This is a genomic window from Caldimonas sp. (assembly GCF_046289365.1).
Taxonomy (GTDB): Bacteria; Pseudomonadota; Gammaproteobacteria; order Burkholderiales; family Burkholderiaceae_C; genus Caldimonas.
In genome coordinates this window covers 1-13,481 of the sequence record NZ_JBKBVU010000079.1, presented here as the reverse complement: position 1 = coordinate 13,481, position 13,481 = coordinate 1, and the positions used below count along the sequence as shown (strand labels likewise).

Annotated in this window: 14 protein-coding genes; 11 read left to right on the top strand and 3 right to left on the bottom strand. The window is 67.7% G+C overall.

Annotated elements, in window-relative coordinates; genetic code table 11:
- The first annotated feature begins 473 nt into the window (after positions 1-473).
- The 5 genes from ACK42S_RS09720 to ACK42S_RS09700 all read left to right on the top strand — a co-directional run bounded on the left by ACK42S_RS09720 (position 474) and on the right by ACK42S_RS09700 (position 3,297).
- Positions 474-737, top strand: coding sequence for a hypothetical protein (locus ACK42S_RS09720; RefSeq protein ID WP_409706303.1), 264 nt, complete (start codon positions 474-476; stop codon positions 735-737).
- A 50-nt stretch (positions 738-787) separates the two neighbouring features.
- Positions 788-1,711, top strand: coding sequence for an EndoU domain-containing protein (locus ACK42S_RS09715; protein ID WP_409706300.1), 924 nt, complete (start codon positions 788-790; stop codon positions 1,709-1,711).
- Position 1,712: 1 nt separating this feature from the next.
- Complete coding sequence (locus ACK42S_RS09710; RefSeq protein WP_409706297.1) at positions 1,713-2,135, top strand: hypothetical protein; 423 nt, start codon at positions 1,713-1,715, stop codon at positions 2,133-2,135.
- On the top strand, positions 2,110-2,568 hold the full coding sequence (locus tag ACK42S_RS09705; RefSeq protein WP_409706293.1) for a hemagglutinin repeat-containing protein: 459 nt from the start codon (positions 2,110-2,112) through the stop codon (positions 2,566-2,568). Before ACK42S_RS09710 ends, ACK42S_RS09705 begins: the two co-directional genes overlap by 26 nt.
- Positions 2,569-2,766: 198 nt before the next feature.
- Entirely contained in the window at positions 2,767-3,297 is a 531-nt protein-coding gene (locus ACK42S_RS09700) for a hypothetical protein (RefSeq protein WP_409706290.1), read from the top strand.
- 28 nt (positions 3,298-3,325) lie between these two features.
- On the opposite strand, the gene ACK42S_RS09695 is transcribed toward ACK42S_RS09700, so the two are convergent.
- On the bottom strand, positions 3,326-5,197 hold the full coding sequence (locus ACK42S_RS09695; protein ID WP_409706287.1) for a M48 family metalloprotease: 1,872 nt from the start codon (positions 5,195-5,197) through the stop codon (positions 3,326-3,328).
- A gap of 193 nt (positions 5,198-5,390) precedes the next feature.
- Positions 5,391-5,669 carry an HU family DNA-binding protein gene (locus ACK42S_RS09690; protein WP_409706284.1) on the bottom strand — a complete coding sequence of 93 codons (279 nt, stop codon included), beginning with the start codon at positions 5,667-5,669 and terminating at the stop codon, positions 5,391-5,393.
- A 238-nt stretch (positions 5,670-5,907) separates the two neighbouring features.
- Between ACK42S_RS09690 and ACK42S_RS09685 the strand changes: the two genes are divergently transcribed.
- From ACK42S_RS09685 to ACK42S_RS09660, 6 genes are all read left to right on the top strand, one after another.
- Positions 5,908-6,318: a DUF2946 family protein gene (locus ACK42S_RS09685; protein WP_409706281.1), complete on the top strand. Its 411-nt coding sequence runs from the start codon at positions 5,908-5,910 to the stop codon at positions 6,316-6,318.
- 93 nt (positions 6,319-6,411) lie between these two features.
- A complete protein-coding gene (locus ACK42S_RS09680; protein ID WP_409706278.1) occupies positions 6,412-8,688 on the top strand; it encodes a TonB-dependent receptor in 2,277 nt (758 codons plus the stop codon).
- Between the two features lie 11 nt (positions 8,689-8,699).
- A complete protein-coding gene (locus ACK42S_RS09675; RefSeq protein WP_409706275.1) occupies positions 8,700-10,022 on the top strand; it encodes a PepSY-associated TM helix domain-containing protein in 1,323 nt (440 codons plus the stop codon).
- Positions 10,023-10,066: 44 nt separating this feature from the next.
- A complete protein-coding gene (locus tag ACK42S_RS09670; RefSeq protein WP_409706272.1) occupies positions 10,067-10,570 on the top strand; it encodes a copper chaperone PCu(A)C in 504 nt (167 codons plus the stop codon).
- A 106-nt stretch (positions 10,571-10,676) separates the two neighbouring features.
- A complete protein-coding gene (locus ACK42S_RS09665; RefSeq protein ID WP_409706270.1) occupies positions 10,677-11,594 on the top strand; it encodes a patatin-like phospholipase family protein in 918 nt (305 codons plus the stop codon).
- A 44-nt stretch (positions 11,595-11,638) separates the two neighbouring features.
- Positions 11,639-12,271: an L-threonylcarbamoyladenylate synthase gene (locus tag ACK42S_RS09660; RefSeq protein WP_409706267.1), complete on the top strand. Its 633-nt coding sequence runs from the start codon at positions 11,639-11,641 to the stop codon at positions 12,269-12,271.
- 3 nt (positions 12,272-12,274) lie between these two features.
- On the opposite strand, the gene ACK42S_RS09655 is transcribed toward ACK42S_RS09660, so the two are convergent.
- The coding region (locus ACK42S_RS09655; RefSeq protein ID WP_409706264.1) for an ATP-binding protein at positions 12,275-13,481 on the bottom strand (1,207 nt) is incomplete at its 5' end.

The following is a 13,481-nucleotide window of genomic DNA, read 5'->3' as shown; positions in this document are numbered from 1 at the left end:
AACTCGCGCTTGCGCGTCCTCTTGGTCTTGCGCTCGAATCCGCTCTCGCCCAGGCTCATTTGCTTCATGCCGTCAATGTCTCACATCGGAGCAGAGGTGCCGAGGTTTTGCAGACCTTCCCATAGGCATCACCGGCATTGCACTCATGGTTGGGCCATGGTATTTGCTTGATAAGGCAAATACACTGACTTTTTTCCTATTGATCGCTGGCGCGGTATTAGCAGGAATTTCTCGTGCTGATGCGTTGTCTGATCTCCTAAAGCGAGGCAACCCAGGAGACGAGTTCCTCAAGGATTCAGTTCGGAAGATTAGATCAGTCTTTCGAAAGCGATGAGCGCGATGTCTTCATGCAACTCTTGTTGGCCCAAGTAGGCCAGCGCGCGGATCGCATCCTCATCTGTTCTCAAAACAGGTCAGGAATCATTCGAGGCCCGACAGCTAGATCATGCTCGCGACAAAATCGATGGATTATCATGAACAAAATAATGAAAGTTCGCCTGACGACACTACTGGCATTGGTCGGGCTAATTCTGGGTCTCGGCCCTTGGTTATTTTTGGACAATCCATCCAAAGGATGGTACTGGGTATCGCTGGTTGGTGGCCTTATGGTGGCTTATGCTGGTTACGATGCCCAAGCCAAGATGACTGGTTTGGGCGAACCGGGCGAACTCGCCCTTCAAAAAGCTGTTCGCCGCATGAGGGCCTTCCTCTTTCGTGACCGGAACCCGGGAGATTGAAACACCTTGCCATCGGGCACTTCTCGAAACCTCCCTCACCCTCCCAACCCGTGCGCCGGGCGGTCAGCCAGGAGAACGCCCGGCTGATGCGCGAATGCGGCCCGCACTGCACGCAGGCCGACTTTGATCGCATCGACCGGCAGGTGGCCACGCTGGAGCGCTCGCTCAACCTCAGCACCCTGGCCAGCCGCTCCACGCTCACGCCCGAGCAGGCCCAGCAACTCACCCAGACGCTGCTCGAACTCGCCCCGGTCTATGGCACGGGCGAGTCCTTCGTGCAACTGCTCACCGGCAAGAGCTCCGTCACCGGCGAAGAGGCCAGCCGCTTCTGGGCCGCCGTCGGTGTGGTGCCCGTGGCAGGCGGGCTCGTCAAGAAGGTCGGCGAGCCTTCGGTGGAGGCGCTGACGCAGTTCTTCAAGGGGGCCAACACCATCAAACCCGTGGCCACGCCCACCGAGGCCGCCACAGCCCCCAGCGCCCTGAACGCCGCACACCTCAACTCAGAGCTGAGCCACTGGACGAAGATCGTCCCTGACACCAGCCGCGATGCCGAGTACCTGGCCAAGACCGATCGCAGCGTCTTGCAACAGTACAACTTCGACATGAACCACGTGCTGGCCGGCGAGATCAACAAGAACCACAAGGCCACCGGCTACCATGCCGAGTTCGCCGCCGATGGAACAGCGCGCATCAAACCAGACGCCCAAGTCATCTACCATCCCAATGGCACCTACGAAGCCCCAGTGCAGATCTTTGATGCCAGCAAGGGGCAGTGGGTGGACAAGCCCCGAGAATCGACGTTCTTCCCACCCTCGTGGTCCCAGGCGCGCATCGAGTACGAGGTGACCGAGGCGTTTAAGCAGGGCGCGCCAGGAACTAGGTTCGACGCCATCTCCCCCAGTGGAATCAGAATCCGGTTCAACTGGGATCCGAAAAATGGTCGCACCACCTTTTATCCCCTTGGGGATCGATGAAATGAGTCCTCATCTCACACTAGTATGTCGGCCCAAGATTTGGACCACTGACACACAGCAAGGCAAGCACTACAGTGTCGATCTTGATCTTCATGTTGTGGATGCCAAGAGAACCGTCGTCCCGGAATTCGAAATGATGTGCGAGGCCATCGACAGCGACATCCAATCCGCCGAGGGATCGGGGGCAACCGCCTTGGAAGAAATCCGCCGCATCGAATCCGGTGAAGCCGAGCGCATCGAATCCGACGGCAACGCCTGGGTGACTTACATCACCCGCGACAAGGTCTGGTTCGAGGGGCTGTACGGCCAGGGTGAAGGCGGCGAGGTGAGCTTTGCGCAGTACAAGCTGGCCGTGCAGACCTATGTGCGCTTTCTTGCCGATCCGCAGCACAAGCCCATTGAGGTGGACTTTCCGGATCGGTGAGCAGCTCACCGCCCGCGTGGGGCGCGACCTCACCATCCACAGCGTGCAAGACACCGCCACCTACGACAGCCGCCACCACAGTGCCGGCGGCAGTGTCACCATCGGCTACGGTTTTGCGGCCAGCGCGAGCTACAGCCAGGCCCGGGTGAACGCCGAGCACGCCAGCGTGAGCCAGCACAGCGGCCTGCGTGCGGGCGATGGAGGTTTTGACGTGCAGGTGCAGGGCCACACCGCTCTGCAAGGCGGCTTGATCGCCAGCACCCTATCCGCCGTGGACGAGGGCCGCAACCGGCTCACCACCGGCACGCTCAGCACCCAGGACCTCACCAACCGCAGCGAGCATGAGGCCCGCGGCCTCAGTGTGTCCGGGGCTTCAGCTATAGCTCAGGCAAGGCAAGAGGGCCCGAAGGCGTGGATACGCTATGCGGTGTGAAAAATCCGGCATTCTTCCTCGCCCCGCATGCGCTCTTCCCTCCGAAGAGGGTGGCGCTGAAAACGCGGCGTCGATAGCCTTGCCCCGCCTGGAAAGCTTCATCCAGCGAAGTGTCTGGCAGGTGCGCGGACCATCCGATGCTCGAGCATGGCTCGGTCCGTCAGGCGCCCTCTCCGATACATCACCTTCAACCACAACATGCACAAGTCATCCCTGTTCGCCGTCCTCATCGCATCCGTCGCGCTTCTCACCGGCTGCGGCTCGATCTCCACCCAGTTCAAGACGGCATCGGAGCCGGCCGAGACGGAGGCCCGGGCCCGGCTGAGGGTGAAGGCCAACTCGCTGGTGAAGGCCGTGCCGGGCAAGAGTTGTATCGATTGGAGCGCACCGGGCGCGGGGACGGTGTTCGGCGGCATGTTCGGCAGCAGCGGGTATCGCGGCAGATCGCTCGACATGCCGGGCACGACGTCCGACAGGACGAGCTTCGGGGAGATGTATGTGGCGGCCGGTCAGCCCATCACACTGGCGTTTCTCACCACCCCTGAAGGCATCGGGTGCGGCTGGGGACGGGCGTGCCACTGCTCGGTGGCGGGCTCGTTCGTACCGGAGCCGGGCAAGGACTACGAAGCGGTGCTTCGGCTGTTCCCGAGCCAATGCACGCTCGATGTGCGGGAGCTTGGCGAGGATGCCCGGCCCGTGGTGTTGAACCCTGCCACACCCTGCTCCTGAATTTGGCTGCGCCCTTGGGCCATGCATTTCAGCGCTTGCGGCGCCGATAAAACGCCTGCGCCGCACTGCCCCGCACGTCGGCCTCGCTCACGAAAAGGTCCACCACCGTCACGAGCAGCCGCCCGGGGAAGGGCAGGCTTTCCATGAGCTGCTGGACGAGTCCGTGGCCGCGGGCTTCGTCGGGGCGGCGCATCTGGATGAACAGCACCAGGTACACTCGCCCCGGCAGTTCGGGCACGGTCTTGCCGCCGATCCAGGCGGCTACGACCTCGCGCCGGCGGATCAGATCGTCGACCACGTAGCGGCGCTCCAGTTCGGTCCAGTCAGGGGCCACCAGGTGTTCGCAAGGGGGAGTGGCCGTCACCGAGGCCCAGGCGCTGGCTTCAAGTCGTTCGAAGTGGGCCAGGCGCTCGCGCCAGGTGCGGCGCACGGCGGGGTCGCTCGGGCCGGCGTCGCGGCCACCCTGTTCCAGGTGGTCGAGGTGGTCCAGCGCGAGCCGGCAGGCCGCGTAGCCGTGCTGGGGGTGCAGGGCCTGCAGTCGCTCGGCCAGCACCAGGGTTTCGGGATGGGCGGCTGCCTGTCGGGCAAATGTCAGGCGCAGCAGGGCGCGTGCGTGGCCGGGCTCGCGCTCCAGGGCCTGCTCGTAAAGCGCAGCATGGTCGTCGCGGCCGAGTTGCTCGAGGCACTCGGCCCAGTCCACCCATTCCTCGGCGCGCAGGTCGGCGGCGCGGGCGCGGTAGTCGCGCGCGCGCTCGCGGCAGGCGGCCAGATGGCGGTGGTGGTGCTCCCAGTCGCGCCGCGTGTCCTGCCACCACTGGCGGTCGAAGTGGTGCGCGATCCGTGGCGCGGCGCGGCCCAGCAGCGCGATGGACGGCGTTTTGGACCAGGCCGGCACCTGCGGGGGCACACCCAGTGCGGCCAGGCGGTCGCGCGGCACGGGGTGGGTGTCGTCGTAGCTGGGCAGGCGCATCAGGGCCTGTCTCAGTGCGCGCTCAGCATAGGCCTGGTCAGGCCCCTGCAGCAAGGCACTGACCATGTCGGCATGGGGCATCGGGTCGGGGCGCGCCTCCTTGAGCGCCCGATGCCACTGGCGGGGCCAGTAGACCTCGTGGTACCACCGGGACTTGATCTCGAGCTCCATCCAGGCTTCGGCCACCACGTCGGGGCGGCACAGCCGGGCAGCCACGCGGTCGGCCTCGTATTCGTCCTGGCGGGCCAGCGCGAAGGTGCGTGCATTGAAGCGTGGCACATACCAGGCCAGGAATCCCCGGACCAGCCAGGGCAGTGGCCCTTGGTGGGTTTCATACCGCTGCTGCAGACGCCACCAGGCCGAGCGGGTGCGGTAAATCCAGGCCGAGAACTTGCCATGCTCGCCGCGCAGGTGCCCGTATTCATGCGCCAGCACGGCCAGCAGCCGGCGTGGCTCCAAGGCACACATCAGCGGCCAGCCGATGACGAGGTGGTTGGTGTGCCCGAACCACCCCAGACGGGGACGCTGCAGGATCGCAGCGTTGAAGCTGGCGTCAAGCACGACCTCATCGATGAGAGGCCCCTTGACGGCGCTGCGCAGGCGTTCGATGGCCTTGAACAGCTCCGGGGCGTCTGCGGGCGTGACCCGGTAGCCCTCGGGCGACGGAAAGCGCGTCACGAGCGCGCGCAGCGTCACCCACAGCAGCGCCAGCGCCGCCAGGCCCAGCCAGATCACCCAGCCGCCCGGGCGGCCGGTGGCCGCCGCCCAGGCCACAGCGCCCAGCCCACCCACGGCCATCAGGGCCAGCACGATGACCACGGCATAGCCCAGCACCGCAAACCACCAGACGCTGCGGCGGTAGCCCTTGGCGTCGGACTCGCAGGCCTGCTCGCTCAGGCGCAGCAGATGTATGAAATCCACGTGTTCCATGGCGTCGGTGACGGGGTCCGGCAGGCCAGTTTAAGAAAGGCGTGCCGGCCTCAGGTACGTGGCCGATGGCCGGCCCGTACAGCCCGCCGAACGGCAAGGGGCGCCCACTTTGTCACGCCTGGAAACGACCACGGCCGGCAAAGCCGGCCGTGGTCGGTGCGTCAGGGGCAACGCCGGTGGGCTCGCCCGCGGCTCAGCGGCCGTTCAGCGCATCCTTCAGGGCTTTGCCGGCGCTGAACTTGGCCCCCTTGGAGGCTTCGATCCGGATTTCCTCGCCGGTGCGCGGATTGCGGCCCGTGCGCGCCGCGCGGTCGGACACGGCAAAAGTGCCGAATCCGGCCCAGGCCACGGTATCACCCCTGGCCAGGGCCTGGGTGATGTGCTGGGCGACGGCGTCGAGCATGCGCTGGGCGCAAGCCTTACTCACGTCGGCATCGGTGGCGATTGCATCGATCAGATCGGATTTCGTCATCAATCAATTCCTTCGTTCAGGGTCATGCACCCCGCCGGCAGCCGGCAGGGAACGAGGGCTGCACTATGGCACGGATCGGGCCGGCCCGAGAGTTGCAAACTGTGACAAGCGACTGCCCGCACGGCACGACTGGCCGCCGTTGCAGGCCTTGCAGACCAGGCTGAAGAACGAACTGGCCCGCTCCCGCCTGCAGCGGCCGGAAGCCACCCCTTGAGCGGCTGAGGCACAATCTGGCCCCATGTCGTCGTCCCGTCGTCTGAGCCTGTGCTGGCTGGCCTTGATGCTGCTGCTCAAGGCCGCCTTGCCTTTGCTGGCCGTCGGGGCGGCCCAGGCCCAAGGCAGGACGCTGGTGGAGGTGTGCACGGTCTATGGTGTCAAGACCGTGGTGCTCGATGCCGGCGGCAAGCTGCTCGGCGACGCGGCCGACCCGGACGACGACCACACGGATGCCACCCATCCAGTCAGCGAGCACTGCGCGCTGGCCAGCATGGTGGCGCATGCCGCACCGGGCGCCGCCTCGGACCCCATGGTGCGGGCATCGCCCGACGAGGGCCGGCCCCCGCCTGCGACGGCGCCGCCGCGTGCCGCGTTGGATGCCGCGGCCCGGTGGGTCGCGCGACTGCATCACGCCCCTCCCGTCCTGAACTGACGACGATCTCGATCGCCCGTTCGCAGCACCTGCGTGCGCTGCGAACCCGTGGGCGCGCCTGTAGCGCGCGCGTCACTTCGTTCAGGACTTTTCGTGAGAACTCTTACCTTGTCTGCGGCGGCGCTGGCTGCCGCGATGCCCTCTACGCTGGTTGTGGCCCAAGGGGTGGCCACCGAAGCCTCGCTCGCCCCCGTGTTCGTCACCGGGCAGCGCGTCGATCTCGACCCCACGCTGCCGCACACGAGCGCCAGCCAGACGGCCGAGCAGTTGCGTGACCAGAACCTCGTGAACCCCGAGGATGCGCTGCGCTATGTGCCGGCCACCACCATCCGCAAGCGCTACATCGGCGACCGCAATGCGCTGATTGGCGGGCGCAACTTCGGCCCGCTGCAGCCCTCGCGGGCGCTGGTCTATGTGGACGGCTATTTGCTGTCGAACTTCCTCGGGCGCTTCGATGCGCCGCGCTGGAACATGCTCACGCCCGAATCGATCGAGCGGGTGGACGTGCTGTACGGCCCATACTCGGCGCTGTATCCGGGCAACTCGATCGGCACCACGGTGGTGGTGCACGAAGGCCGCCCGAAGGGCTTCGAGGCGTCGGCACGGTTGGGCGGACATCGCCAGCGCTTCAGCGCCTATGGCGACAAAGACCACTACGACGGCCACCAGCTCAGCGCGCGCATCGCCTCGCGGCTGGACAACGGCCTGTGGTACGCGCTGCACCTGAATCACCAGGACAGCACCTCGCAGCCGATGCAGTACCACACGAGCACCACGCTCACACCGGGCACGACGGGCACGCCCGTCACGGGCATCCGCTACGACACCGATCCGCTGGGCCGCCCGCGGGCGGTGTTCGGCGCCAACAGCGGCGCCATCGACCGCACCGAGCAACACACGATCAAGCTGCAGCTCGGGCAAGATCTGACGCCGACGCTGCAGGCCAGCGGGTTCGTGGCGCACTGGGTGAACGACTCGGCCACGCGCAACCGCACTTTCTTGCGCGACGCCAACGGCAATCCGGTGTGGTCGGGCACCGTCACCGATGGCACCTACCAGTTCACCATCCCGGCCGCGACATTTGCCCCCTCGCAACGTGACGAAGCCCATTGGCAAGGGGGCTTCACGCTCAAAACGCGCCATGCCACGGGCTGGAACGGCTCGCTCGTGGCTTCGCTGTACCGCATTGCCCACGATGAAGCCCGCCAGGCCAGTCAGCCCGACCCGGTGGCGGCACAGGGGGGCGCGGGCACGCTCACCCGCCGCGATGGCACGGGCTGGCACACGCTGGAGCTGCAAGCGGCCTACACGCCCACGGCGGGCGACTTCGGCAACGGCCGTCATGCCTTGACCTTCGGCGTGCATCGCAACGGCTACCGCCTGGATCAAACGGTGGACAACCTCAGCGACTGGCGCCATGGCAGCGGCAGCCTGGCCCAGTTCTATCGGGGGCGCACCGACATCACCGCCGCATACGCCCAGGATGTGTGGGCTTTGCGCGAGGACTTGCAGCTCACACTGGGCCTGCGCGTGGAGCATTTCCGCGCCTATGAGGGCGAACAGCTGGCCGCCAACGGCGTGTACACGGTCTACGGTGAGCGCCGTCTGAACGGCCGCTCGCCCAAGGCCTCGCTGGCCTGGTGGGCCACACCCGACTGGCTGTTCAAACTCAGCGCTGGCCATGGTGTGCGCTTTCCCAACGTGGAAGAGCTCTACAACGGCACGGCCACCGGCACCAGCGTGATCGTGAGCGACCCGAACCTGCAGCCCGAGCGCTCCACGGCCATCGAGCTGTCGAGCGAACACACGGGCGCGCGGCATCGCCTGCGGGTGTCCGTCTTCCACGATGTCGTGAAGGATGCCATCTTGCGTCAGAGTGATGCCACCGTCACGCCCAGCGTCACCAGGGTGTCCAACGTCGATCGCGTGCGCACGCGCGGCGTGGAGTTCGTGTGGGCGCGGCAGGATGTCTTCGTGCGCGGCGTCGATCTGGAAGGCCACCTCGCCTTCACGCGCAGCATCATCACGGCCAACAGCCGCGACCCCGCCAGCGTGGGCGCCGACTGGCTGCGCGTGCCCAAATCGCGCGGCGCGCTGCTGGCCAGTTGGCGGCCCAACGACCGGTGGCGCACCAGCCTGGGCCTGCGCTACAGCGGACGCGCCTACAACGACGTCTACAACCGCGACATCCAACCGGATGTCTATGGCGGTGTCTCGCGTGTCAAGCAGCTCGACTGGCGCGCCAGCGTCAAGCTGCAACCCAAGCTCGAATGGGCGGTGGGCATCGACAACCTGACCGACCAACGCGCCTGGCAGTTCCACCCTTACCCCGGCCGCACGCTGCACACCGAGCTGCGCTGGGTGCATTGAGCGAGGATCCGATGCACACGAACCCCTCCTCAAACCGCAGGGCCGCCTTGTATCGCGTGTTCTGGCGCATGCACTTCTGGGCGGGACTGGTCACGGCCCCCTTGGTGGTCGTGGCCGCGCTCACCGGCTTGCTCTACGTCGTCACGCCGCAGGTCGAGGCCTGGCTGCATGGGCCTGTGGATCACGTGACGCCAACCGACACAGTGCTGCCCCTGGATGTGCAGGTGGCTGCCGCGCGCTCGGCCGAGCCCTCGCGCCCCCTGCGCTTTGCCGTGCCGGCGCATCGCCCGGGCGACACGACCCAGGTGCATTTCGGGCCGGACCCGTCCGCCCCGCCGCGCGCCGACGGACTGCCCGCCGGGCGCATCGTCTATGTGAACCCGCACACCGCCGAGGTCGTCGGCGCACTCGACGAATTGCAACGCTACCGGAACTGGGCGCGTAAGCTGCATGCCTCGCTGCTGCAAGGCGAGCGCTGGCGCTGGCTGATCGAGCTGGCCGCCAGTTGGCTGCTGCTGATGCTGGCCACCGGGCTGGCGATGTGGTGGCCGCGCGGCGGCTGGCGCGCCCTGGGCGCCGCCTGGCGGCGCCCAGGCGTGGGGCCATTGCGCGTGCGCTGGCGCCACTGGCACACCACCGGCGGCGTGCTGATGAGCGGCGCGCTCGTGGTGATCTTGCTCACCGGCCTGACCTGGTCGGCCCACACCGGCGAGCGCTTCCGGGCCGCCCAGCAGGCCCTCGGGCAGGCGGCGCTGCGCTCGCCGGCCGATCTGCGCAGCGCGCTGCCGGCCGATGGGCGCGCCCCGCTGTCGTGGCAGGCGGCTTACGAGGCCGCCCGTGCCCAGTCGCCGGACATCTCGATGATGCTCACCCCGCCGCGCGGGCCCGAAGGCGTGTGGCGCGTCGAGAACTTCGACCGCAGCCAACCCACACGGCGCTTCGTGCTGGTGCTCGATGCCTATCGTGGGCAAGCCCTGTTTGCCGCCGGTTGGGACGAGATGCCTGTGCTCGCGCGCGCCACCGCGGTGGGCATTCCCTTCCATCGCGGGGAGTTCGGCCTGTGGAACCAGGTCCTGCTCATCCTGGTGGCGCTGGGGTGCATCGGCGCGGTCGTCTCGGGCCTGCGCATGGCTTGGCTGCGCCGGCCCGCGGGCGCCGGCTGGCCCGTGCCTGCGCTGCCTGCATCGGGCTGGCGCGCCGTGCCCATCGGGCTGTGGCTGGTGCTGGCTGCGCTGGCCTACGCCCAACCCGTGTTCGCCTGCAGCCTGCTCGTCTATGGTGTGGCTGAGGGCATCACCGCCGTGTGGCGTCGCCCGGTACCCGACGCCGCATGATCGCAAGAGCGTTTTTCTTCGCAGCCTCTGAAGGAGTTTTTCGTATGAGCCTCTCGACCCTGACCCGGCGCGCCGCGCTGATTGTCGCCAGCACGCTGGCCCTGTCTGTCCAGGCCCACGACTACCGTGTGGGCGATCTCGTCATCGATCATCCTTGGGCTCGCGCCACCGCACCAGGCCAAAAGGCCGGCGGCGCCTACCTGAAAATCGAAAACCGGGGGCCGAGCGCAGACCGGCTGCTGTCGGCTGCTGCGCCGGCCGAGCGGGTCGGCCGCACCGAGCTGCACAGCATGCGCATGGAAGGCACCGTGATGCGCATGCGTGAAGTCGCCGCCATCGACATCCCGGCCGGCCAAACCGTGACGCTGGAACCCGGCGGGCTGCACATCATGATGATGGGCTTGACATCGCCGCTGAAGGCCGGCGAGACGCTGCCCCTGGTGCTCCGCTTCGAGAAGGCCGGCTCGGTCACGGTGCAAGTCCAGGTCGAAGCGCTCGGCTCCGCGCCTGCGAAAGGTCATGAAGCCGGCGGCCACCACAAGCACTGAAGTGCCGAAACCCTCCCCCAAGTGAGAGGCCGGCCCGGCGCTTGCGATGGGGGATACTTCCAAGCGGGGAGCGGCCCGGATGCGCCCCCTGAAGAGGAGGAGGCCCATGCTCGATCCGTCCATCCCGGTGGCCTTGGTGTTGGGCAGTGGCGGCGCGCGCGGCCTGGCTCACATTGGGGTCATCCGTGCGCTGCGTGAGGACGGTGCCTATCGCATTCATTCCATCACCGGCAGCTCGATGGGCGCTCTGGTGGGCGGTCTGTACGCTGCCGGCAAGCTCGAGGCCTACACCGACTGGGTGTGCGGCCTGTCGCGCACCGACGTCTGGGCCCTGATGGACTTCTCGTTCACCCGACGCGGGCTGATCGAGGGCGAGCGCCTCATGAACAAGCTGGCCGATCTGGTGGGCGATGCCCGCATCGAGGAGCTGCCACTGCCTTTCACGGCCGTGGCCTCGGACATCCGGCGCCGACGCGAGGTCTGGTTGAACGAGGGATCGCTGTTCGAGGCCATCCGCGCTTCGATCGCGGTGCCGGGCCTGTTCACCCCGCTGGAGCGACGCGGCGTGACCCTGGTGGACGGCGGCCTGCTCAGCCCGCTGCCGATCGCACCCAGCCTGCGCCATGGCGCCGAGCGCATCGTCGCCGTCTCGCTCAACGGCCCGCCACTGCCCCGCTCGCGCAACGGTTCGGGGCCAGGCAGCGCGACCGCCGACGAGCCGCCGCGCACGGCCTTGCAGCGCTGGATCGAGCGCACGCGCGACAGCCTCGGACTGGCGCGCGGCAGCGACGAACCCTCCGACGATGCCTTCGACATCATCAGCCGGTCGCTGGAGGCGATGCAGGACCGCATCGCGCGCTACCAGATCGCGGCCTACCGGCCTGACATTCTGGTGGAGATCCCCGCCAACGCCTGCGGGCTGCTCGACTTCCATTGCGCCGAACGGATGATCGCGATGGGCCATGCACAAGCCCGTGCCGCACTGGAGCGCTCCCGCGACATGATCCCGGGCGCCGGGTTCTGAACGGCCTGCGTTCTGCACACTGACACTGCGGCGACAATGCCCGCATGGCTCAATACTTCGAAGTCCATCCCGACAACCCGCAGCCGCGCCTGCTGAAGCAGGCTGCGCAGATCCTGCATGGCGGCGGGGTCGTGGCGATCCCCACCGATTCGAGCTACGCCCTGGTCTGCCATCTGGACGACAAGGCGGCCGCCGAGGCGCTGCGCCGCATCCGCGGCGTGGACGACAAACACCACCTCACGCTGCTGTGCCGTGATCTGTCCGAGCTGGCCAGCCATGCGCGCGTGGACAACCGGCAATACCGCCTGCTCAAGCTGGCCACGCCGGGTCCCTACACCTTCATCCTGGAAGCCACCAAGGAGGTGCCGCGGCGGGTATCGCACCCCTCGCGGCGCACGATCGGCCTGCGCGTGCCCGACCACCGCGTCACGCAGGCGCTGCTGGAGGTGTTCGGCCAGCCGCTGCTGGGCACCACCCTGATCGCCCCCGGCGAGAGCGATCCAATGAACGACCCGCGGGAAATCCGCGAGCGGCTGCAAAAACAGATCCAGGCGGTGATCGACGCAGGGGCCTGCCCTCGCGAGGCCACCACGGTGATCGACCTCAGCAGCGACGAACCGGTGCTGGTGCGGCTGGGCCGGGGAGACCCGTTGTCGCTGGGGCTGGCGCCGCAGTGAGCGTCAGGAGCCGGTGGTGTCGCGTGCGGGTGTGGTGGCGCCACACCCTGTGGGCACCCAGCGGCACAGCATGCGGTGCAGCACCGTGGCATCCAGCGGCTTCGTGAGGAAGTCGTTCATCCCGGCCTCGAGCGCCGCGTCGCGCTCGGACACCAGGGCCGCGGCCGTCAGCGCGATGATGGGCAGCTCCTGGGCCCCGAACCAGCGGCGCAGTTCCCGTGCGGCCTCGATCCCCCCCATCCCCGGCATCTGCAGGTCCATCAGCACCAGCGCATAGGGGCGGTGCTCGCTGGCGGCCGCCCGCACGGCCTCGATGGCCGAGCGACCGTCGCTGCAATGGGCCACATCCAGGCCCCATTGTTCGAGCATCGCGACGCCGATGAGCAGGTTGACCGGGTTGTCCTCGACCAGCAGCACACGCAGGCCCCGCAGGTTGACGGATTCTTCCGCCGGCGCCTGGGCGATGGCCTCCTCGTCGGTCCACGGCAACGGCAGCTCGACCCAGAAAGTGCTGCCGCGGCCGGGCTGGCTGTCCAGACCGACCTCCCCCCCCATGAGCTGCGCCAGTTCGCGACAGATCGACAGCCCCAGGCCGGTGCCGCCATGGCGGCGCGTCGCGGAAGTGTCGGCCTGGCTGAACGGGCGGAACAGCCGGCCCTGCTGCTCGGCCGGGATGCCCGGGCCGGTGTCGCTCACGCTCAGGCGCACGCGCTCGCCCCCGGCACGCCCGGCTCGGAGCACCACCTCGCCGCGCTCAGTGAACTTCAGGGCATTGGACAGGTAATTGCCCACGATCTGGCGCAGGCGCACGGCATCCCCGCGCACCCTGGCCGGCAGGTCCTCCGCCAAGACCAGCCGCAGCGCCAGGCCCTTGGCCTGGGCCGTCTCACCGTGAGCGCGCTCCAGGCCCTGCAACAGGCGGTGCAGGTCGAAAGGAGCCGATTCGATCGCGAGCTGGCCCGCCTCGATCTTGGACAGGTCGAGGATGTCGCTGATGATGTCGCGCAGCACCTGCGCGCTCTCCAGGATGCGCTGCAGGTAGTCAAGGCGGCGGCGTTCGTCGATGTCGCTGCGCAGCGCCAGGCGGGCCATGCCCAGCAGGCCGTGCAGCGGCGTGCGCAGCTCGTTGCTCGTGTTGGCCAGGAAGGCGCTCTTGGCACGGCTGGCGGCCCCTGCGGAACCGCGCCACGCCACCAATTCCCTCCCAAAA

What these genes read in the sequence shown, in the direction of transcription:
- ACK42S_RS09720 (WP_409706303.1), top strand. Translation starts at nt 474, where the DNA reads ATGAACAAAATAATGAAAGTTCGCCTGACGACACTACTGGCATTGGTC.
- ACK42S_RS09710 (WP_409706297.1), top strand. Translation starts at nt 1,713, where the DNA reads ATGAGTCCTCATCTCACACTAGTATGTCGGCCCAAGATTTGGACCACT.
- ACK42S_RS09700 (WP_409706290.1), top strand. Translation starts at nt 2,767, where the DNA reads ATGCACAAGTCATCCCTGTTCGCCGTCCTCATCGCATCCGTCGCGCTT.
- ACK42S_RS09695 (WP_409706287.1), bottom strand. Translation starts at nt 5,197, where the DNA reads ATGGAACACGTGGATTTCATACATCTGCTGCGCCTGAGCGAGCAGGCC.
- ACK42S_RS09690 (WP_409706284.1), bottom strand. Translation starts at nt 5,669, where the DNA reads ATGACGAAATCCGATCTGATCGATGCAATCGCCACCGATGCCGACGTG.
- ACK42S_RS09685 (WP_409706281.1), top strand. Translation starts at nt 5,908, where the DNA reads ATGTCGTCGTCCCGTCGTCTGAGCCTGTGCTGGCTGGCCTTGATGCTG.
- ACK42S_RS09675 (WP_409706275.1), top strand. Translation starts at nt 8,700, where the DNA reads ATGCACACGAACCCCTCCTCAAACCGCAGGGCCGCCTTGTATCGCGTG.
- ACK42S_RS09670 (WP_409706272.1), top strand. Translation starts at nt 10,067, where the DNA reads ATGAGCCTCTCGACCCTGACCCGGCGCGCCGCGCTGATTGTCGCCAGC.
- ACK42S_RS09665 (WP_409706270.1), top strand. Translation starts at nt 10,677, where the DNA reads ATGCTCGATCCGTCCATCCCGGTGGCCTTGGTGTTGGGCAGTGGCGGC.
- ACK42S_RS09660 (WP_409706267.1), top strand. Translation starts at nt 11,639, where the DNA reads ATGGCTCAATACTTCGAAGTCCATCCCGACAACCCGCAGCCGCGCCTG.